Source organism: Streptomyces sp. NPDC057307 (assembly GCF_042667665.1).
GTDB lineage: Bacteria > Actinomycetota > Actinomycetes > Streptomycetales > Streptomycetaceae > Streptomyces.
In genome coordinates this window covers 54,977-75,036 of record NZ_JBHUZM010000015.1, presented here as the reverse complement: position 1 = coordinate 75,036, position 20,060 = coordinate 54,977, and the positions used below count along the sequence as shown (strand labels likewise).

Below are 20,060 nucleotides of genomic sequence, written 5' to 3'. Positions count from 1 at the left end.
CTTTCACGGAGACGAGGAGCGGACCGCCTTCGCCGTCGAGCCTGAAAGGGCATGGGGCCATGAGCCCGCCCGATTCTCGCCGGTTGAGTCTGTTGTTCCGTGACTCGCCCCTGAATGTCGGTGCCTCCCTCTACGGTGGAGATCCGGATGCCGTCGGGGCACCGGGGAGGGGCGACAGGCGTGCACAGGGTTCCACCGGAGATGTTCCGGTTCACGACGGTGGAGAGGTCCGATCTGTACGGGTCGGTGCTGGACGTCTTCGGCGTGGCCGGTGAACACCTGGAGACGGCGCTGGGGCTCGACGCGGTGCGAGAGCGGCTGCGCGGGGTCGGCTGGGTGGCGGCGGTCGAAGATGAGGAACTGCATGAGGCGCTCAGGAAGCTCGTGCAATGGGAGCTCCTGGATGTGGTGCACAACCACGCGGAGAACTACCGCACGGCCGAGGAGTACGAACGGCGCAACCTGCAGTATTCGCTGACCCGCCGGGGCGAGGCAGCTCTTGCCGGATTGCGTCACGCACTCGAGGTGCTCGCCTCCACGGGCGCGCTGCAGACGGCCGTACTGGAGGCCATCGCCGACCGGCTCGACGAACTGTGCCTGCTCTCCGGTGAACCCGCGTCGGCCGATCGGCGGATCTTCAGCACACTGCGGGAGCTGGAGGGACATCTGGACGCTCTGGTGGATAACACCAAGGCGTTCAACGGCGAATTGCAGCGCCTCCTGCGCACCGAGGGCGCGGATCTGGAGGTGTTCCGCGAGGTCAAGGCCGCCACCGTCGCGTATCTGCAGGAGTTCCTGGTCAACCTCGACCGGCGCGGGCAGGAGGTCGCCGCCGCCGTGGCCCGGGTGGAGGAGCGGGGGACCGCCCTACTGCGCGAGCGGGCCTTGCGCGGGGCAGAGCTACCGCCGGTGACCGGTGAGAATCCCGCGGCCGGCTGGCTGGAGAGCAGGCGGGCACGCTGGGCGGGCCTGCGTGCGTGGTTCCTGGCGGACGACGGTGCCCGACCGCGTATCGAGCAACTGCACGACATAGCCCGGCGAGCCATCGTCTCGCTCTTGCAGGTTCTGGAACGGATCAACGAATCGCGGCGCCGCTCCTCCAGTGCCGTGCAGGACTTCCGGGAGCTGGCACGCTGGTTCGCGGCGGCCCCCGCGGAAGAGGACCTGCACCGGCTGTGGTCGACAGCCTTCGGGCTCGGTTCGGCACGTCATGCTCATCTCGCCCACTCCGACCCCGAGCTGATCCCCTCGTCTCATTCCTGGTCCGAGGCCCCGCCTGTGGAGGTGTCGGCGCTGCTGCGGACCAGTGGACGGACGGAGCGCTTCACTCGCACGGCCAAGGTGCGGGACGTCACGGCTGTCAGGGCGGAGCGTGCCGAGCGGGCTCGCGCGGAGCGCGCGGAACTCGCAGTCGCCTGGCAGGTGTTGGAGACAGACGGACCTGTCCGCCTATCTTCCTTCGGCACGTTGGATCCCGCCGTCTTCGACCGTCTGCTCGACCTGTTCGGCCGTGCCCTCGCCGCCCGTCCGGACGCGAGCGGCTTCAGACGCGCCACGACGGGAGACGGCCGGGTGGAGATCGCCCTGGCACCGCCTTCCGATGAGCGCACCGCTGTACTGCACACCGCGAAGGGCTCACTGACCGGACCGGACTACGTCGTCCACATCACGGCGGCGGGCGGAGCGAGCGTCTCCTCGGCCCTCCGTGCCACGCCGCAGGAGGCCGCGGGATGAGCACCCTCGCCAACCAACTGGCCGCCGCAGAAAGGGAGGAGGTCGCCCGCGCCATCCGTCTTCTCCTGGCCCGCCCCCTGCTTACCGAGACCGCCGACCCGACTGGCTTCGAACTGGTAAGACGCCGTCGCGAGCCGCTGGCCCAGTGGTTCGACTACACCTGCGGCTGGAGCCTGGTGGTGGAGCCCCGCCGCGGTTACGCCCGCCTCACCAAGGTGCGTGCCGACCCGGACGGTTCCCGCCCGGCTCGTAGGGCGCGTTCCGGCCGGGCCCCGTTCGACCGGCTGCGGTACGTGCTGCTCTGCGTGACGGCGGCCGAGCTGTTGTCGATACCGATGACGACCATCGGCATGCTCGCCGACCGATTAGTGCAGGCCACGGCGGCCGACCGGGCACTGGCCGCGTTCGACCCGGTCCGCAAGCCGGAGCGGATGGCGTTCGTCGACGTGCTCAAGCTGCTGGAGTCGTACGACGTGCTGCGCGCGGTGGATGGCACGACCGAGGCGTACGTCGAGTCCGCGGAGGCCAAGGTCCTCTACCGCGTGGACACGACCCTGCTGATGCGGTTGCCCGCCGCGCCCGTCGGCGCCTCCCGACTCGCCGTGCCCCCGGACGAGGTGTCCTCGCGGTTCGACGAACTCCTCACCGGGCTGGTGCGGGAGCGCCGCTACGGCGGCGCGGTCGTTGACTGGACGGCCGACGAGACGCAGAGAGAGAGTGCCGCCACTGACGCACAACGCAATCTGAGGCTGCGCCACTCGGTTCTGCGTCGCCTCTTCGACGACCCTGTGCTGCACCGGGCGGACCTCGCCGAAGACGAGCTGGCCTACGTCTCGTCTCTGACTGGACGTCAGATCCTGCGTCGCTCGGTCGAACAGGCCGGCTTCCTCCTGGAGGAGCGTGCGGAGGGCTTCCTGCTCGTAGACCCGGACGGGATCGCCACCGATATCCGCTTCCCCGACGACACCTCCACAGCCAGGGTTGCCGCACTGCTTCTTCTGGAGCCGCTCTGTGCCACGCCCGCGGGACTGTTGCCCGAACAGCTTGCCGAGGCCGGGGCGAGTCTGCTGCGCCGTTTCCCGCGCTGGGCCAAGGCGTATCAGTCAGAGGACGGCGCGGTCCGGCTTTCCGACGACGCGGTACGCGTTCTGCGTGACGTCGGGCTTGTCCGCGCGGCCCGAGGGCGTGTCGTCGCACGGCCTGCCGCGTACCGCTATCGCCTGACAGAGACGACGAATCCGGATCCGCATGACGAGCTCGGACCAGGGTGGGACGTGAGCCGACGTGAGGGGACAGGCGCCGTGGTTTCCGGTGGCGTCGCGGCAGAAGGGAACCAGAAGTGAGCGTGACAGAGCTTCCGGTCCCGCGGCGGCCCGAGTACGCCGAGTCGCCTGCGACACCGGCGCCTGTGGATGCGGCCCGCAGCCGCTGGCAGCCGCACCGCACGGGCATCCTCAACGTCTGGCGCTACTACGACGAGACCTTCACCTTCCATCAGGGGCGCCTGCTGCTCCGCGGCCAGAACGGTTCGGGCAAGTCCAAGGCCCTTGAGCTGCTGCTGCCTTTCCTCTTCGATGCCAGTCTGCGCCCCAACCGCCTGTCCACGTTCGGTGGTTCAGAACGCACCATGCACTGGAACCTGCTCGGCGAAGGAGCCTCCGGCAAGACGCGTGTGGGGTATGTGTGGATGGAGTTCCGCCGCATAGGCGAGGACGGCGCCGAGCGGTGGTTCGGCTGTGGTGCGCGTCTGCAGGCGAGCGTGCACACCAGCGGGGTACATGCCGACTACTTCACCACCGGCTCCAGGATCGCCCACCCCACCGGCGTGCTCCTTGTCAACGAGGCGGGCCAGCCGCTGACACGCGCAGCGCTGGCCGAGGCCCTGCGCGACCGCGGCGACGTCCATGCCTCGGCCACCGACTACCGCACGGCCGTACGGCGTGAGTTGTTCGCCGGCATGGGGGAGCAGCGTTATGAGTCGCTGTTGTCCGCCCTGCTCCAGTTGCGCCAGCCCAAACTGTCCGAGCGGCTCGATCCCTCCCTGCTCTCCACCCTGTTGTCCCGCGCCCTTCCTCCGTTGGGCGAAGGCGAGATCGCTGAACTCGCCGAAGGCTTCGAGCGGCTGGACCGCCAGCGCGAACACCTCAAACGGCTCGACAACGAGGTGACAGCGGCTGAGACCGTCGCATCTCGGCAGCGCGCCTACGCCCGACGTGTCCTGCGTGCCGGCTCGGCCGCGCTGATCTCGGCGACCACGGAGATGGACGAACTCACCCGCGCCGCCCGCCAGAGCGCCGAGGAACTCGAACAGGCACTGACAGAAAGGGAGTCTGTTCAGGCCTGGCGCGAGGAACAGGAAATGCGCGCGCACGCCCTGGAGGAGACCGTCGAGGGGCTGCGCGACAGCGACGCGTACAAGCAGGGCGAGGAACTCGACCGGCTTCGCCGTCGCTCGGACGAAGCGGCAGCCGTCGCCGGGCGACAGCGTGCAACAGCGCAGGCCACGCAGATCAGCGCGGAGGAGGACCAGAGACACGCCGACGATGCGGCGGCCCGGGCCCGCACCTTCGACGAGCACGCGCGTGAAGCCGCCGAGGAAGCACGCAGGTCGGCCCGGGCGGCGGGTATGGAGTCGATCCACCATGAGGTGAAGACGCTCCTCGACGCGGATTCCGTAGGGAACCTCGCAGACAGCCCGGGGCATGAGGCCGGTGGCCGTCGGCCCTCGGATTCGGCCGGTACACCCACGGCGGGCAAGGACGGGGCACGACAGGCCCGCAGGCTGCTGCGGGGTGCGGTCACCGCCCGACGCCGTCAGGTCCTCCTTGTCACCGAGGCGATGGACGAGCACGATCGCGCGGTACGCGACCGGGGTGTCGCCGAGAGTCTGCTGGAGGACGCCCGTGCCCGGCTCGCGGAGGCTATCGCCCGGCGGGACCAGGCGTCCGAAGCCTGGGACAGTGCCCTTGCCGTACAGGCGGAACGGCTGCTCGCCTGGGCCGGCGACTGCGCGGAACTGCGCATTACCGACGCCGGGGAACTGGCGGCCAGAGCCGCGACCGAGGCCGAGGTGACGGCCCTGGTCGACGCCGCCGCACGCCCGCTGGAACAAGAGATCGCCACAGCTGAGGCCACCGCGCGAGCCGCACGTCTGAAGCTGCGGGACGAGCGGAGCCGACTTGAGGAGGAAGTCCGACGGCTGAGCGACGAGACCGACCTGCCGCCCTTGCCCCCTCCCACCCGCACCACCGTCCGCACGGCGACGGCGGGCGCACCCCTGTGGCGACTGATCGCCTTCCACGAAGGTGTTCCGCTCCCCGTGCAGGCCGCGGTGGAGGCGGCACTGGAGGCATCGGGCCTCCTGGATGCCTGGGTCAGCCCCTACGACGGGATCGTCCTGCCGGGGCACGACACCCGAGCCGAGGCGGCCCTGTCTGTGATCGCCTCGGGGCCCAGTCTGCTGGAGGTGCTGAAACCCGAGGAGGACATCCCCGTCCCGGTCGACACCGTGACCCGGATCCTCGCCGGTGTCGCATACGGCGCTTCACTACCCGGCGGTCACCCTGCGGCCGTCTCCGCAGCCGGTGCCTGGCGTCTCGCGCTCGCCACTGGAACGTGGAACAAGCCGGAACCCGCTTACATCGGTGCCCTCGCGCGGCAACGGGCCCGGCAGCGCAGGATCGGTGAACTGACCGAGCACATCAGCGAGACGAACGCCTCCCTCGCCGCGCTCGACGACCAACTGCGCGGCCTCGGCGCTCGCCGCGCCCGGCTGGACGCAGACCGCGCGGCTCGCCCCGACCACCGGGAACTCGACATCCGTCGGCGTGACCGGGACCGAGCCGAGGAGAAGGTGGCTGCCCGGGACGATGCCGTGCACGACGCGGCTGCCCATCTGGGCCGGTGCGAAACGACGGTGGCAGACGCTCTGCGCATGCTCAGCCGACGGGCGGCCGAACATGGACTGCCGACCGATCGCGACCGGTTGCATGAGCTCTCCTCCGACATCGACAGGTTCAGGGACACCGCCGACAGTTGGGTGGACGCCTGTCTCACCGCGACCGCCGCAGTTGACAGCGCTCGTCAGATCACCGCGCAGGCAGACCGCTCACGCCGAGCTGCTGAGCAGCAGTGCGAGAACAGCGCTGCCGCCGAAGCCGAGGCGACGGGACTCAAGGCGCGCCTGGAGGCGGTGGAGGCCACCGTCGGCGAGGACTACCGGCAGATCGTCGCGCGCGTCGCCGAGGCGCGCGCCGAACTACGGCGCTGCCGTGACGACGCCGGCCGGGCGGCCGATCTCCTCCTGCGACTGGAAGGCCGTATCGGAGGTCTGCGGGCAACCAGTGGTCAAGATGCCGAACGACGAGAGCAAGCCGCCGCCACCCGGGACCGCGCGGCGCACCGGTTCCGGCACCTGTGTCTGGTGGGGCTCGCGGAGGATGCGGGCAGCACATCGGAACTCGAGGCCGGAGACGGTGCGAAGGCCACTCTGGAGGCCGCCCGTGCCGTAGCCGCGAAGTGGCCCGGCATCCCACATGCCCCACGCAACCTGAGCGATGCCGCGACCCGCCTCTCCGAAGCGGTCCACGAAGCCCGCCAGCGCCTCGGCGCCCGTGCAGACCTGGACCTTGAGCCCGACGACGACATCCAACTGTTCACCGCCACCCTGGACGGAATGCGGGTGGGGGCGACGGGCCTGCTCACCACGCTCACCCAGGAGCGCGACCGCAGTCGTGACGACATCACCACCGGGGAGCGCCGCCTCTTCGACCAGATCCTCACCGGCGACATCCGCCGTCACCTCGCCGCCCGCATCCGTCAGGCCGGCGAACTTGTCGACCGCATGAACGGGCATCTGGAGCGGGTTCGTACCGCCTCCAAGGTCGCCGTCCAGCTTGTCTGGGACGTTCGTCCGGATCTCCCGGAGGGGACCCGTACTGCCCGTCAGCTGCTACTCAAGGACCCCGGCCGAGTCGACGAGACCGAGCGGGAGGCCTTGCACACTTTCTTCCGCGCCCGTATCGAGGAGGCCAAGGGCAGCGATACGGCCGCGAGCTGGGAGGAGCAGCTCGGCGAGGTGCTCGACTACACCGCCTGGCACCGCTTCACGGTGCGTCTCGATCGGGCGAACGGAACCGGCTGGCAGCCGCTGACCAAGAAGCTGCACGGCGCACTCTCCGGAGGGGAGAAGGCCATCGCCCTGCACCTGCCGCTTTTTGCCGCTGTCGCCGCACACTACGAGGCCGTGCCGCTGGCACCTCGACCCATCCTGCTCGACGAGGTTTTCGTCGGTGTGGACGCGGTGAACCGCGGACAGGTCTTCGCCCTGCTCACCGCACTCGACCTTGATCTCATGGTCACCTCCGACCACGAGTGGTGCACCTACGGCGAACTACCCGGCATCGCCGTCCACCAACTCCTCACCGACGGGGACGACGACGCTGTCACCAGCGCTCGCTTCGTCTGGAACGGCACTGATCTGGAGGCGGGATGACCAGGACCGAACGACCCTCGGGTGAACGCACCCTGCGCAGCCCCGAACTCCGCCCGCTCTGGCACACGGTCCACAGTCGACTTTCCTCCGGCCGTACCGTCACACGGGTGCGCCTCGGACCGCTCGACGAAGCTCAGCGCGAGGCTCTCGCCGACCTTCTGGGTCTGGAACGCTTGCCGGATCCTCACCCCTCCGTCTCACTGGCCCGCCTGGAAGAGGCCGTCACCGAGCTGTCCGGCCTTTCGGTGCGTGAAACTGTCACCGAACTCGTAGGCCCACTGGACGATCGCGCGACAGAACGGCGCCGCAAGGAAGATGAACGTGCCCAGCTGTGGGCATGGTTGGACGGTCATGCCACCGTGCGGGCCCAGCCCGCGCTCGCCGATTGGACCGCGTCGTGCCGCGTCACCGGCCTGGTCGGTGGCTCACCGGAACTGACCCGGACCCTGCTCGCAGACGCGTTGACCGTGCTCGCGGAACTCCCGGCCCAGGCTGAGCCCCTGCCCGTCTTCGCCGCCCGGGTCCTGAAGGGCGACTCCCACGCACTCGACGACGGAACCCGCCTGTCCACCCTTGTCCTTCGTGCTCTGGCGACTCTTCACGACACTGACGCGCCGGAATCCGCGGGAGAACGGCGCGCCTTGTGGACTCTCGCGGGCGTTGCCGACGACGACCTGTCGTCCACCGTTCTCGTCGGTGGACTGCGTCCGGCAGGTGAAGGCCCGCTTGCCCGTGTCGCCCGTGTCTGTGCCGAGGCTGGTCAGGCCGCCAGTCTGACCCTCGCCCAATTGCGAGCCCCGGGCGCGTTCACCCTCGCCTCCGATCCGGCACCCGTCGTCCACGCCGTCGAGAACCCCAGCATCCTGGCTCTGGCCGTACGTCGCTTCGGTCCCGACTGTCCGCCGCTCGTGTGCACATCCGGCTGGCCCAACAGTGCGGCCATCCACCTCCTGCGCCTTCTCGCGGATCAGGGCGCAATCCTCCGCTACCACGGCGACTTCGATGGCGAAGGCATCCGCATCGCCGCCTACCTCCTGGACAAGACGCCGGCCCGCCCCTGGCGCATGACGGCGGTGGACTATCGCGCCGCGGCAGCCCGCACATCGCACGGACCCAAGCCCGGCCGGCTCACCGAGGCTCCCTGGGACCCCGAGCTGACCCGTGCCATGGCCGAACACGGTATCGCCGTAGTCGAGGAACTGGTTGCCGACGTCCTGCTGGCGGACATGGTCGAAGCGATCGAGTGTGGAAGCTGATCCGACCAGTCGTGACGCTCGTTTGACGCTCCGAGTGCCCAATGGCCCCTCCGGCAAACCGGATGAATCGCTGTTGACCTGCTGGTATGTCACGTCCCTCGTTTTGTGACGCCTTTCCAATGACGCACCACGTGGAGTGCGTGGCGATCCTGGAGCCGGTGAAGAAGGACGACGCCTGACCTGCGGTTCACTGTGGGCGCATGAGGTGCGTCGTGGGCGTTACGGGCGATGGTTCGAGGCCCGTGACGCCCGTCCGACGTTCGGTTTGAGGCGAGTGTGCGTCAGCGGCGGCCGGTGGCCAGGGTGACGAGGAACTGGCCGCCGCCCGGCTCGATGCCGGCGGTCACCGGCAGTCCCGGTACCAGTCGGGAGAACCGGTCCACCAGCCAGTCCGCCGCCTCTTGGGCGTCCCGCATGGTCGGACAGCGGCACACCATCTCGCGGCCCCCCTTGCGCTCCAGCCTCCCGGCGACGGTGATCAGCGGCGCGGGTTCGACCACGTACAGGTGGTCCGGCCAGGCGATGACCACCTTGACCGCACCCTTGCGGGTGTTGCATCCGCGGTGCGCGAGCCGCTCGGCGACCTTGGCCTTACGGTCGGCGGTCCGGCTGTCGACGCTGGGCCCGCGCGGGTCGTTCACCGACTCGTGGGGGTCGACCGCCTCGTCGCACACCCAGCATCGCCAGCCGTCGCGCTCGGCCACATCATCCAGGAGACTCATCCGAGCAAAGTAGCCTGCCCGGCCGCCACTCCGCGCATCAGGGGCCATGGAGGAGGGCTCGGTCGTCGATCCTTCCGGCGCCGGCCCGTCGCGGATCCCGGCCGTTCATGTGGTTGTCGGCGGGACTTGCTCCAGCCAGTTCCAGAGGGCGTGTTCGCGGTCCGCGTCGTACGACTCGGTGGAGGACGCCGTGGCCTTCTTCCGGTGGATGTAAGCACCGGTCGCGGCGGGGGTGACGCCGAGGACGGCGTCGGCGAGTTTCCTGCCCGCGGGGACCGGGGTGTCCACGAGGGGTGTGACCGTGAGCAGCGGGATGACTTTGCTCATCAGGAAGGGAAAGGCTCCACCGGTTTCGCGCGCGAGCCCTGTTCCGACCACGAGGCTGGGGTTGTAGGAGACGATGTCGATGCCGTCGGGCAATCGGCGGGCCCATTCGTGGACCAGGTGCACGCCGCCGAGTTTGCTCGTCACGTACGCACGACGGCCGGCCCGGACATTCCCGGAGCGGTCGAATGCCCCGGGTCGGGAGATCTCCGGGATGGCCCAACGGGGTGCGGGCATGGTCCCCCCGGTGTGCCGGAGATCACCGAAGTGCGCGTCGCTGACCGTGACGACAATGCGTGCCGGCGCCTGAACGTGAGGGTGCAGTTGCCTGAGAAGCTGATGGGTGGACATGACGTTCACGGCAAAGGTCCTCTCGTATCCGTCGACCGTGGTCTGCAACGCGTTGGAGAGGTGGACACCCGCGTTGAAGACGAGTCCCCGCAGCGGAGGCAACTCGCCGGAATCAAGAAGGTCTTCCAACTGTGCGCCGGCGGCGGCGACGCTCGCCTTGCTCGACAGATCGATCTCGACGGTCGAGACGTGCGGAGAGACTTCCCGCAGGCTCGGCAGCACCTCGACGGCGGAGGAGCCTCGCCCGAGAACCACAAGGTGGGTGTCGGGGCTGCGTCTGAGGATGTCTCGCGCGGCTTCCAGGCCGATCCCCCGAGTGGCCCCGGTCATGATCAGGGTTCGGTTCGCTGCGGTCATGTGGGTGCCTCCGGGGCGCGATCGGGGGAGTACGGGTTTGCGTCGACGTATGCGTTCTCCGTCGCCTTCGACACTGACGAAGTGCTCGATGATCAGGGAGACTTCGTCGAGCCTGGTATCCGCAGGGCCACGCACCCGTCCCCGGGGCCTGCCACTGGTGAGGGACAATGAAGTCATGGCGGGAGATGCGCGGTCAGGTCTGGGCGACTATCTACGCCACCGTCGCTCGGAAATGACACCGCGGGATCGCCCCGGGGCATCCTCTCTGTCCCACAGGCGTGTGCCGGGCCTGCGACGCCAGGAGCTCGCCGACGTCGCGGGCATCTCGGTCGAGTACTACACCCGTCTCGAACAGGGGCGCGCTTCCCGCCCCTCGCGGGAGATCCTCACCGCACTGGCGCGGGCCTTCCGGCTCTCGAACGCCGAGCGGGACCACCTGTTCCGACTCGCCGACGAGCGGCCTCCGCAGCCGCGGGCACCAGCCGCGGAGATCCGACCGGGACTCCGGCAACTGCTCAACAGCCTGGACGACACCATGCCGGTCACCATTCACGACGGCCGGCTCGACATGCTGGCGTTCAACGTTGCCGCGGCGGAGCTGCTCGGGCCCATTTTCGACGACGGACCGTACGGCCAGAACATCGTCCACCAGGCATTCACGTCGGTGGGACTCCGCGAGGTGCTCGGGAACGAGGGAGCGGAGCAGCTGGCCCGAGTGGCCGCCGCCGAACTTCGCAAAGCGCTCAGTCTCTACCCGGACGATGAGCAACTTCGTTCTGTGTTTGGCGAGTTGTCGACGAGCAGTCCCGAGTTCGGTCGCCACTGGGACCGAGGAGAGATCGGAACATGGAGGTCGGCGATGAAGCGCGTCAACCATCCGACGAGGGGTCTGCTCGCGTACGACAGCGAGATGCTGCACGACCCCGAGAACGATCACTGGGTCATGCTCTTCACCCCCCGCCGCACCTGATCCCTCCAACTGCGGTCACGTCCAGGACCTGTTCCGCGGGCTGCTGGACATCGAGGTGGCGTCCAGCCTCCCGGACCGGGACGGCGGCCGGCTCACGGCGTCCACCAAGGGGGCGGGGGCAGTGGGCGAATTCATCTGGCGGTCGGGCCGGGTGTCCGCAAACGTGGACTGCGGACACCCGGCCGAGATGTTGTCGGCGTCGCTCACCTGCCCGGAAGGCGCTGTCAGCCGTGCCGACCGGAGTGTGAAGCGGGACGCCGTACCGTCAGTGTCGGACGCCGGTTCGAGCGGCCTGTTCGACTCGGGCGATCAGGCGGCTGTTGTGGGCGGCGTGCTTGAACCCCGGGGTGTGGTGGGTCCCGCTCGCGATGTCGCGGGCAAGGCCGGCGTACACCTCGCCCACGTTGATGGACGCACCCGTCCAGATCTCGGCGGAGGTCGGGCCCGTACCTGTGGCGACGGGGCTGTCCGGCGGGGTGAAGTCCACGCTCGACGACAGCACGAGGTCGCCGACCTGAACGCCCGCCGGGTGACTGCCGGTCAGTTTCAGCCAGCCGTCCGATCCACGGATCTCCATACCGAAGTGGGCGTCCGGCACGGGCACGCCGGCCAGGATCTGCACGCCCACCGGGGCGCCCGACGCGGTCTTCACGATGGTGTCGAGGTGATCCGGGACCTCTCGGACGGTCGTCGTGCCGGTGTCGACCAGCTTGACCTCCGGCCAGAGGAGTTCCGTGCGCGCGTCGATCTCGGTGATGTCACCGAGAACCGTCTCGATCACATCCAGGACATGGCCCGCCGCGATCGTCAGGAACCCGGCACCCGCCTCCGCCTTGTCGAAGTACTCGTAAGTACTCACCGACTCCGGGCCGTTCCCGAATGTCGTCGCGGTGACCCGCGCCGAGAGCAGCCGGCCCAGCCGCCCCTGCGCGATCATCTCCGCCGCGCGGCGTACCGACGGATTGAGCCGGCCCTGCAGACCGATCGCGGTGTGCAGCGAACCGGCCGCGTCGGCCATCTCCTCCGCCTCCGCCACCGTCGTCCCCAGCGGGGATTCCGCGTACACGGCCTTGTTCGCCGCCAGAGCGGCGAGCACCAGCTCGCGGTGGGCCGGGACCTTCACCGCGACGGTGACGAGGTCGATCGAGGGGTCGCCTATGAGCTCGTACGGATCCGCGAACCACCGCTTGGCACCGAAGGTCTCGGCGGCGCGACGTGCGCTCTCCTCGCGCCGGGTCGCCACCGCGTCCAGGGAGAACCGCGGCTGCGCCGCGAGCGCGGGAATGTGGGATGCCCCCGCCCAACTCGCTTTCGTATCGGCTCCGATGATGCCGACACGGATCACTTTGCTCCGCACGATGTCCAGCTCCATTCGTTCGTCTTCGATCGCGGTACGGCGGATCCGTGCCGCGAGGGTCGCGTCTGCGTCATTGGGAGGGGCGAGCGCCCGGTCCTGCCACCGGCACCTGGTCCGAGCCACAACGACTCGGCCGGTGGACCGTGTGCGGGAAGTTCTTCGCCCGGCGCCTTCTCCGAAGTTCGCCCGGGGCCTTCTCTAAAGGTCGATCACGGCCATGTCGGGCTCGGCGTGGCGGGCGCCGGACGCCGGTGTCAGATCCTTCAGACGGGCGAGGTGGCCGGCGGTGAGCCGGATGCCGTCGGCGGCGCTGTTCTCCTCCAGCCGGTCGACACGCTTCGTACCCGGAATGGGCGCGATGCCTTCCCCCTGCGCGAGCAGCCAGGCCAGAGCGACCTGGGCGGGCGTCGCTCCGACGTCGGCGGCGATCTCGCTCACCTGATCGACGATGCGCAGGTTGCGCGTGAGGTTGTCCCCGGTGAAACGGGGATTGGTACGCCGCCAGTCGGAGGCGTCCAGGCCGTCGAGGGAGCGGATGTCACCGGTGAGAAAGCCGTGTCCGAGCGGCGAGTAGGGGACCAGCCCGATTCCGAGCTCTCGCAGCGTGGGCAGCACGTCCGCTTCGGGGTCGCGAGTCCACAGCGAGTACTCGGTCTGGACGGCGGACAACGGATGGACGGCATGGGCCCGGCGGATCGTCGCCGCGGACGCCTCCGACAGTCCGATGTGGCGTACCTTGCCCGCCGCCACCAGAGCGGCCAGTGCTCCCACGGTCTCCTCGATGGGAGTGCTGGGGTCGATCCGGTGCTGGTAGTAGAGGTCGATGCGGTCGGTTCCGAGCCGCCGCAGCGAGCCCTCGACGGCGGCTCGGATGCCGGCGGGGGTGCCGTCCGGACCCGGTCGGCCGGTGTGCGAGACGAGGCCGAACTTGGTGGCGAGTACGACCTCGTCCCGGCGGCCCTTGATCGCGCGACCCACCAGTTCCTCGTTCACGTACGGCCCGTACACCTCCGCCGTGTCCACGTGCGTGACGCCGAGGTCCAGCGCGCGACGGATCGTACGGATCGACTTGGCGTCCTCACGTCCGGCGCCCGTGTAGAACGCCGACATACCCATCGCTCCGAGTCCGATACGCGAGACCTTGAGCCCGCCCAATGACGTGACCTGCATCCGTAGTCCTCAGTCCTTTTCTGGATCAATTCAGGGGTGCGTACATCCCATGCGCCCATGGGGGGCGAGCTGTTCATGAACTTGATGCGTCAACAATTACACTAGTCGACTTGATGCGTCAACAACTCCTGTTAGTGTTGCCGCATGGCAGACAGCACAGCGGGCGATGAGGGGCGACGTCGCAGCCGGGCACGGCGCGAGTGGGAGACCGGCAAGGCCGCGCCTGCCGCGGAAGCATCGGGTGCGGCGGAGCCGACCGGGTCCCCTGCCACGACTCGATGGCTGAGTCCCGAGGAACGGGAGGCATGGTTGGCCAACTCAGCGATCATGATCAGTTTGCCGGCCGCCCTGGACGCACGGATGCAGCGCGAGACCGAACTGACGTTCTTCGAGTACATGGTGCTCTCGGTCTTGTCCGAGGAGCCGGCTCGCACTCTCCAGATGAGCGATCTGGCGGCGCGCACGTCGGCGTCGCTCTCACGGTTGTCGCATGTCGTCGGCCGACTGGAGAAGCGTGGGCTGCTCGTACGAGCCCGGATCACCGGCCCCGGCAGACGCACCAATGCGACGCTGACCGACGCCGGCTTCGACGAAGTCGTGGCCGCCGCGCCTGGACATGTCGCCGCGGTCCGCGAGTACTTGATGGACGAGCTGGAGCCGCACGAGCTGGCGACATTGCGCCGTATCGGCGCCGCTGTCGATGCGGCGATCAAGCGCGGAAAGCCCGACCCGGTCTCAGGGACGTCGGGCACGGGGAGTTCGTGAGCCGGGGCCGTCGCAGGCGGCGGCGGGTTGTGGGGTGGGCCGCATCCCATGTCACCGCCCTACGGGCGGGGGACCCCGATGCGTTCGAGGCCCCCGATCAACTGGCCCCCGATCAGCTGGCCCGCGATCGTCTGGCCCGCGATTTCGCGGGCGGCGCCCGCCGGTTACGCCCCGTCGGCACCCGCCGCGGCACCGCTCGTACCGCAGTCGCGTTCATGACGCGTGTCCGCGTCGCCGCCGCCATTGGTGTCGGCGGGCGGTGTGCCGGTGTCCTCGTCGCCGGCGTGAACGGCGCGGCTGAGCACAGGGCGCTTCCTTGAGCTTCCGTTCGCGGCCGAGCGCGGCGGCTGCCGTGACTGGTTCCGGAACTGTGCGGGCGATGAGCCGACGACGCGGCGGAACGCGGTGCTGAACGCACTCTCGGACAAGTAGCCCGTGGCGCGCGCGAGTTCGGAGATCGACAGAGTGTCGCGGGCGAGGGCGTCGCGGGCGAGGCTGATGCGCCATTGGATCAGGTACTCCAACGGCGGCACCCCGACATGGCTCTTGAAGGCGTGGGCGAACGCGGAACGCGACATGTGGCTGATCTCGGCGAGCTCCTTGAGGGTCCAGGAGTGGGCCACGTCCGCGTGCACGGCGCGCAGGGCGGCACCGACGCCGTCCTCGTTCAGGGCGCCCAGCCAGCCGGTGGGCCGGTCGGTCTGACCGGCGTGGGCACGGAGCATGTGCACGAGCAGGATCTGTGCGAGGTGGTTCTGCACCAGCGGGCCGCCGGCGGCGGCGACTCCGACCTCGGTGGCGAGGAGATCGGTCAGCTGGGCGAGCCGCCCGCCATGAGGATCGGCCACGCGGACGATCACGAGCGGTGGCAGGAGACTGGTCAGAAGGGCCGCGTTCTCCTCGTCGAACGCGATGTGCCCGACGCAGAGGTAGAGGTCCTCCTCGGACTCCGAGCCGATCCGCGCGAATCCGTCCTCGGCACCCGCCCACACCGGCTCCGCCGGGCGCGGGCTCGCGTCGAGCGCGCTGGCCAGCACGTAGGGCGGCGGGTTGCCCAGCATGAAGGTGTCACCCTCCCGCAGCAGCACTGGCTCGTGCCCTTCGAGAATCAACCAGCACGTGCCGCGCACGAGGCCTCCCACCCGCACGTGAAGAAACGTGTCGAAGCGCAGAGCCCACTCTCCCGCGGCCCGGAGATTGGGTCCGACCACCGTACGGGGCCGAAGCAGGCTGATCGCGTCAGCCACTGGATCTCCAAATCCGAGCACCGACGACACCTCCTGGACGATACGTAAAGAATGACGGACTCTGCGTCATGGATAGTATCCCCGATCTCCCGCAGGATCGATATCGAACGGATCGGTATCGAGAGAGTGATGGAGACACCCACATGGGACAGCTGGATGGGAAGACGTCGGTGGTCACCGGGGGCAGTACCGGTATCGGTCTGGCCACCGCCGTACGGCTGGCGGACGAGGGCGCGTACGTGTTCGTCACCGGCCGACGCGAGTCCGAGCTGGAGGCCGCAGTCAAGACCATCGGAGCAGAACGGGCCACCGCGGTCGTCGGCGACATCTCGAAGCCGGCGGACCTGGACCGGCTCTACGAGGCGGTCCGGGCCCGGGGCGAGGGTGTGGACGTGCTCGTGGCGAACGCGGCGGTCGGTGCGTTCGTGACGCTGGAGCAGACCACCGAGGAGCACTTCGACCAGATCTTCGCGGTCAACGTCCGAGGCACGCTGTTCACCGTGCAGAAGGCGTTGCCTCTGTTCAACGAGGGCGCCTCGATCGTCCTGGTCGGTTCGACGGCCGGCGACCGTGGAGCAGAGGCGTTCGGCGCGTACGCGGCGTCGAAGGCGGCCGTCCGGTCCTTCGCGCGGACGTGGTCCAGCGAGCTCAAGGACCGCGGCATCCGGGTCAACGTGGTCTCGCCGGGGTTGATCGAGACTCCCGGGGGCACCGCCGTTTTCGGCGATGAGGAGACGGCCCGGGCGGTCAAGGAGAATGTCGCCGCGACCGTGGCCAAGGGCCGCATAGGGCAGCCTGAGGAGGCCGCCGCGGTCGTGGCTTTCCTGGCCTCGGAACAGAGCAGCTATGTCGTCGGCGCGAACATCTACGTCGACGGTGGCGCGAACCAGATCTGAGCGGGCATCAGGTATCCACGGTGAGGGGACCTGCCTCTACCGTCTGCTGGGCCGGCCTCACGGCGCCGGGAGGCTTCCCGGAGCCGCGGGCCGGTCCGGCCCGCCTCGACGCGGGCGGTCTTCGGCCGGGTGAGGGCGTGGGCGACGGCGGCGTGGTAGGTGAGGACGCCGAGGGCCGGTGGATCGGGGGATCGGGCTCGGTCGTGTTCTGGGCTCTGGCCGAGGAAGGGGCGCGAGCAAGGGCTTCGCTGACGGGGAAGCACGTCGCCGTTGCTCGACGGTTCCGTCCGCTACTCGGCCGTGGCGCGGCCGTTCCGTCCGCCGAGGGCGCCGATCACCGTGGATACCAGCAGATCGGTCCGGGCTCCCGCTTCGTCCCACTGCCCGTTCGCCGCGCCACGCAGGCTGGGCGCGTCCTCGGGCAGTTCGCCCACCTCGCACAGCAGGGTCAGATAGAGCCGGCGTCCCCATGCCGGGTCGGCCGAAGTGATCGCTCCGGCGGCGTGCAGCCGTGCGAACAGCGTGTCGAGACCGTCCGCGGCCTCGCGGCTGAGCAGCGGCCTGCCCGTCAGGGAGTCCGAGTTGAGGCCCATCGTGAACCGGTGGCTGATCTTGAGCTCAAAAATGATCTCCGTCAGGCGGTGCAGTGCGACCACCGGGGGCGCTGTCTCCGCTCGCGCCTGCTTGAGCGCGAGCAGATATCGCTCGTTGAGCCGCGCGCTCAAGGCATCGATGAGGGCTTTCCGGGAGGAGAAACGGCGGTGGATCGTGACTCGCGTGAGCCCGGCCGCGTCGGCGATCCGCTCCAGCGAAGCGGTCGAGTCAACGGCGAGCACGGCCTCGGCCGCCTCCAGGATTCGAGCTGTGCTGCGTTCCGCGTCTGCCCGCACCCGTCGCGGGGGGCCGGTGTCTGTCATTGCGCCTCCCATGTCCGAGGTCACTCTACCGACCATAAATGATCCATGCCTGGATCATTTTGCAGGTGATCTGATACCGTCAAGTTTCATTTATGGGCCACTAGTGCATCCTGCAGGAGAGACATGGAACTGCGCCTTGCCGACAAGCGAGTTCTCGTGACCGGTGCGGGCAAGGGCAAGGGCAAGGCAAGGGCATCGGCCTCGCGATCGTCCAAGTCTTTATCGCCGGGCGGGCTTCGGTTGCCGCCGTAGCCCGGCGCCGTACGCCCGAACTCGCCGCCACCGGGGCCGCGTTCGTACTCGCCGATCTCTCGGAGAGCGACAGTCCGCGGCGAGCGGTCGAAACGGCTTCGCGACCGACTCCCGACCTGACGTACTGATCAACAACGTCGGTGACGGGTCCATGTCCGAGGAATCGTTCGACGCCCCCGACGCCCCCGACGCCCCCGATGCCCCCCGACGGCTCGGACGACGGCTCGGACGACGCGTGGGTGAGCGCTCGACCTGAACCTCAGCGCTCCGGTAAGGATCACCCGGCCGCCCTGGCGGCCGCGACGCCGCGGCGGACGGGCATGCGCACCGACACCCAGATCGATCCGTTCCCCAGACCGGCCCGCCGTGGGTGGGCGGTGAAAGAAGGCGTGATGACGACATCGGACAGTACGAAGGTGACTGAGCGGCCCGGACGCCTGGGCGACGATGCTCTTAACCTGCGCACCGACCCGCGCACCGATCCACGGGTGGTGGAAGCACTGGCAAGGTTCGGTCTGGATCACGACACCGTGCCTGCGCCGCTCGGCCCCGATGCCTCGCGGGAGCGACTTCTTGAGTTCGTCACGGCTGCGGAGGCCGGGTCCGAGCAGCTCTTCGCCATGCTCGTCGCCGACCTGGACCCGGTCGCCGGCCTTGACCACCACACCGAGACGATCTCCGGTCCGGCCGGGAACGACATCCAGTTGTACGTGTCGCGGCCTGCGGCTCCCTCCGGCCCACTGCCCGGCATCGTCTATCTGCACGGGGGCGGCATGGTGATGCTCCAGGGCTCGGGCCCCATCTACGCACGGTTCCACGATGAGTTGGCGGCCAGCGGTCTTGTCGTCGTCGGCGTCGAATTCCGCAACGGCGGTGGCCGACTCGGCCCTCACCCGTTCCCGGCCGGCCTCGACGACTGCGCGACAGCGATTGACTGGGTGCACAAGCACCGTGAGGAACTGGGGATATCCACCCTCACGGTCGCGGGCGAGTCGGGCGGGGGCAACCTGGCGCTCGCCAGCGCGATCCGCGCCAAGCGCGAGGGAAGGCTTGCGGCCGTTGACGGCGTCTATGCCCTGGTCCCGTGCATCTCCGGACTCTACGGCCGCAGCGCCGAGGAGCGCGAAGCGGCGTTTCCGTCGCTCGTCGAGAACGATGGCTACCTCATGGCTTGCGACGCCGCCGCCATCTTCGCCGAGGTCTACGATCCCGGTGCCGAGCACGCCACCGATCCCCTTTGCTGGCCCCTCCACGCGACCGCCGAGGACCTTGCCGGGCTGCCACCGCATGCCATCTCCGTCAACGAGCTCGACCCGCTGCGTGACGAAGGACTGGCCTACCACCGCGCCCTCGTCGAGGCCGGGGTCGAGTCCACGTCTCGGACTGTGGCCGGCACGGGCCACGCGGGCGATCTGATGTTTCGGGCCGCTGTCCCGGGCATGTACGAGGCGACCGTCCAGAGCGTGTACCGCTTCGCTGCCGGCCTCTCGTCATGAGGTCTGCGGCGGGCTGAGCGCCGGACGCGCTTAAGTGAGCCCGGTGCGCGACGACCTCACGGTCGCCGACCTGAACCCCCGCTCGCCGGCGTCTGCTCAGCCGTCCAGCTGATCCGGGCCCGTGGCGGGTGGCCAGCTTCGCAGGGCCATCCCGGCCACCTGCTGGAGGTCCTCGCGGGTGGCGCCGCCGGCGGCCTGGACGGCGATGCCGTTGGCCACGGTCATGATGTAGCGGGCGAGCAGGTAAGGATCGGCGGCGGGGGGCAAGTCGCCTTCGTCCACGGCTTGTTGGAACCGGTCGCGGAGGAGGGAGACGTGCCCGTCGCGCCAGGCGGCGAGGATGTCGCGGGCGCCGCTTCCCGAGTCACCCGCGGCGAGGGACCCCTGGACACCCAGGCACCCGGCGGGGCAGCCCGAGCTGGTGGTCGCCCGGACCGAGCCGTCGAGGAACGCGGTGGCCACCTGCCGGGCGCTCGGCTCCCGCAGGGCTGTGACCCCGTACGAGGCGGGGCCTTCCTCGTAGCGCTCCAGAGCCTTGCGGAACAGCTCCTCCTTGTTGCCGAAAGCCGCGTACATGCTGGTGCGGGTGATGCCCATGGCGCTGGTCAGGTCGGTGAGGCTGGCGCCTTCGTAACCCTGTTCCCAGAAGACCCGCATGGCGCGTTCGAGTGCCTCGTCGGGGTCGAAGCCCCTCGGCCGGCCGATCGGTGCCTTCTGTCCTGTGTCCATGCCAACGATCGTACCTCTTCTGT

Annotated in this window: 15 protein-coding genes; 8 read left to right on the top strand and 7 right to left on the bottom strand. The window is 69.2% G+C overall.

What is annotated here, in order from left to right; genetic code table 11:
- The first annotated feature begins 180 nt into the window (after positions 1-180).
- From ACFUN8_RS09170 to ACFUN8_RS09155, 4 genes are read left to right on the top strand one after another with little or no spacing between them, the layout of a single operon-like run.
- Positions 181-1,734, top strand: a complete 1,554-nt coding sequence (locus tag ACFUN8_RS09170) for a TIGR02677 family protein (protein ID WP_383633790.1) — start codon at positions 181-183, stop codon at positions 1,732-1,734.
- Complete coding sequence (locus ACFUN8_RS09165; protein WP_383633788.1) at positions 1,731-3,077, top strand: TIGR02678 family protein; 1,347 nt, start codon at positions 1,731-1,733, stop codon at positions 3,075-3,077. Before ACFUN8_RS09170 ends, ACFUN8_RS09165 begins: the two co-directional genes overlap by 4 nt.
- Entirely contained in the window at positions 3,074-7,228 is a 4,155-nt protein-coding gene (locus tag ACFUN8_RS09160) for a TIGR02680 family protein (protein ID WP_383633786.1), read from the top strand. The genes ACFUN8_RS09165 and ACFUN8_RS09160 overlap by 4 nt, the downstream gene beginning before the upstream one ends.
- Positions 7,225-8,484: a TIGR02679 family protein gene (locus tag ACFUN8_RS09155; RefSeq protein ID WP_383633784.1), complete on the top strand. Its 1,260-nt coding sequence runs from the start codon at positions 7,225-7,227 to the stop codon at positions 8,482-8,484. The genes ACFUN8_RS09160 and ACFUN8_RS09155 overlap by 4 nt, the downstream gene beginning before the upstream one ends.
- A 281-nt stretch (positions 8,485-8,765) precedes the next feature.
- On the opposite strand, the gene ACFUN8_RS09150 is transcribed toward ACFUN8_RS09155, so the two are convergent.
- Complete coding sequence (locus ACFUN8_RS09150) at positions 8,766-9,206, bottom strand: hypothetical protein (protein ID WP_383633782.1); 441 nt, start codon at positions 9,204-9,206, stop codon at positions 8,766-8,768.
- A 105-nt stretch (positions 9,207-9,311) separates the two neighbouring features.
- Positions 9,312-10,238, bottom strand: a complete 927-nt coding sequence (locus tag ACFUN8_RS09145) for an SDR family NAD(P)-dependent oxidoreductase (RefSeq protein WP_383633780.1) — start codon at positions 10,236-10,238, stop codon at positions 9,312-9,314.
- Positions 10,239-10,413: 175 nt separating this feature from the next.
- On the opposite strand from ACFUN8_RS09145, the gene ACFUN8_RS09140 reads away from it, so the two are divergent.
- Positions 10,414-11,208, top strand: a complete 795-nt coding sequence (locus ACFUN8_RS09140) for a helix-turn-helix domain-containing protein (protein WP_383633778.1) — start codon at positions 10,414-10,416, stop codon at positions 11,206-11,208.
- Between the two features lie 265 nt (positions 11,209-11,473).
- Here the strand turns inward: ACFUN8_RS09140 and ACFUN8_RS09135 are convergent, their stop codons facing one another.
- Positions 11,474-12,580: a Gfo/Idh/MocA family protein gene (locus ACFUN8_RS09135; protein ID WP_383633776.1), complete on the bottom strand. Its 1,107-nt coding sequence runs from the start codon at positions 12,578-12,580 to the stop codon at positions 11,474-11,476.
- Between the two features lie 183 nt (positions 12,581-12,763).
- Entirely contained in the window at positions 12,764-13,735 is a 972-nt protein-coding gene (locus ACFUN8_RS09130) for an aldo/keto reductase (RefSeq protein ID WP_383633774.1), read from the bottom strand.
- Between the two features lie 327 nt (positions 13,736-14,062).
- Between ACFUN8_RS09130 and ACFUN8_RS09125 the strand changes: the two genes are divergently transcribed.
- Complete coding sequence (locus tag ACFUN8_RS09125) at positions 14,063-14,500, top strand: MarR family winged helix-turn-helix transcriptional regulator (protein ID WP_383633772.1); 438 nt, start codon at positions 14,063-14,065, stop codon at positions 14,498-14,500.
- A 164-nt stretch (positions 14,501-14,664) separates the two neighbouring features.
- On the opposite strand, the gene ACFUN8_RS09120 is transcribed toward ACFUN8_RS09125, so the two are convergent.
- The gene (locus tag ACFUN8_RS09120; RefSeq protein WP_383633770.1) at positions 14,665-15,747 is read right to left on the bottom strand and encodes an AraC family transcriptional regulator; all 1,083 of its coding nucleotides are present in this window, start codon (positions 15,745-15,747) and stop codon (positions 14,665-14,667) included.
- A gap of 143 nt (positions 15,748-15,890) precedes the next feature.
- Here ACFUN8_RS09120 and ACFUN8_RS09115 point away from each other — a divergent pair, with 143 nt between their 5' ends.
- Positions 15,891-16,643 carry an SDR family NAD(P)-dependent oxidoreductase gene (locus ACFUN8_RS09115; protein ID WP_383633768.1) on the top strand — a complete coding sequence of 251 codons (753 nt, stop codon included), beginning with the start codon at positions 15,891-15,893 and terminating at the stop codon, positions 16,641-16,643.
- Between the two features lie 290 nt (positions 16,644-16,933).
- Here the strand turns inward: ACFUN8_RS09115 and ACFUN8_RS09110 are convergent, their stop codons facing one another.
- On the bottom strand, positions 16,934-17,560 hold the full coding sequence (locus ACFUN8_RS09110; protein WP_383633766.1) for a TetR/AcrR family transcriptional regulator: 627 nt from the start codon (positions 17,558-17,560) through the stop codon (positions 16,934-16,936).
- Positions 17,561-18,132: 572 nt separating this feature from the next.
- On the opposite strand from ACFUN8_RS09110, the gene ACFUN8_RS09105 reads away from it, so the two are divergent.
- Positions 18,133-19,308 carry an alpha/beta hydrolase fold domain-containing protein gene (locus ACFUN8_RS09105; RefSeq protein WP_383633764.1) on the top strand — a complete coding sequence of 392 codons (1,176 nt, stop codon included), beginning with the start codon at positions 18,133-18,135 and terminating at the stop codon, positions 19,306-19,308.
- 96 nt (positions 19,309-19,404) lie between these two features.
- Here the strand turns inward: ACFUN8_RS09105 and ACFUN8_RS09100 are convergent, their stop codons facing one another.
- Positions 19,405-20,037, bottom strand: a complete 633-nt coding sequence (locus ACFUN8_RS09100) for a TetR/AcrR family transcriptional regulator (protein WP_383633762.1) — start codon at positions 20,035-20,037, stop codon at positions 19,405-19,407.
- Positions 20,038-20,060 lie beyond the last annotated feature (23 nt).

What these genes read in the sequence shown, in the direction of transcription:
- ACFUN8_RS09110 (WP_383633766.1), bottom strand. Translation starts at nt 17,560, where the DNA reads ATGACAGACACCGGCCCCCCGCGACGGGTGCGGGCAGACGCGGAACGC.
- ACFUN8_RS09145 (WP_383633780.1), bottom strand. Translation starts at nt 10,238, where the DNA reads ATGACCGCAGCGAACCGAACCCTGATCATGACCGGGGCCACTCGGGGG.
- ACFUN8_RS09130 (WP_383633774.1), bottom strand. Translation starts at nt 13,735, where the DNA reads ATGCAGGTCACGTCATTGGGCGGGCTCAAGGTCTCGCGTATCGGACTC.
- ACFUN8_RS09140 (WP_383633778.1), top strand. Translation starts at nt 10,414, where the DNA reads ATGGCGGGAGATGCGCGGTCAGGTCTGGGCGACTATCTACGCCACCGT.
- ACFUN8_RS09105 (WP_383633764.1), top strand. Translation starts at nt 18,133, where the DNA reads ATGCGCACCGACACCCAGATCGATCCGTTCCCCAGACCGGCCCGCCGT.
- ACFUN8_RS09155 (WP_383633784.1), top strand. Translation starts at nt 7,225, where the DNA reads ATGACCAGGACCGAACGACCCTCGGGTGAACGCACCCTGCGCAGCCCC.
- ACFUN8_RS09125 (WP_383633772.1), top strand. Translation starts at nt 14,063, where the DNA reads ATGATCAGTTTGCCGGCCGCCCTGGACGCACGGATGCAGCGCGAGACC.
- ACFUN8_RS09100 (WP_383633762.1), bottom strand. Translation starts at nt 20,037, where the DNA reads ATGGACACAGGACAGAAGGCACCGATCGGCCGGCCGAGGGGCTTCGAC.
- ACFUN8_RS09115 (WP_383633768.1), top strand. Translation starts at nt 15,891, where the DNA reads ATGGGACAGCTGGATGGGAAGACGTCGGTGGTCACCGGGGGCAGTACC.
- ACFUN8_RS09150 (WP_383633782.1), bottom strand. Translation starts at nt 9,206, where the DNA reads ATGAGTCTCCTGGATGATGTGGCCGAGCGCGACGGCTGGCGATGCTGG.
- ACFUN8_RS09165 (WP_383633788.1), top strand. Translation starts at nt 1,731, where the DNA reads ATGAGCACCCTCGCCAACCAACTGGCCGCCGCAGAAAGGGAGGAGGTC.
- ACFUN8_RS09135 (WP_383633776.1), bottom strand. Translation starts at nt 12,580, where the DNA reads ATGGAGCTGGACATCGTGCGGAGCAAAGTGATCCGTGTCGGCATCATC.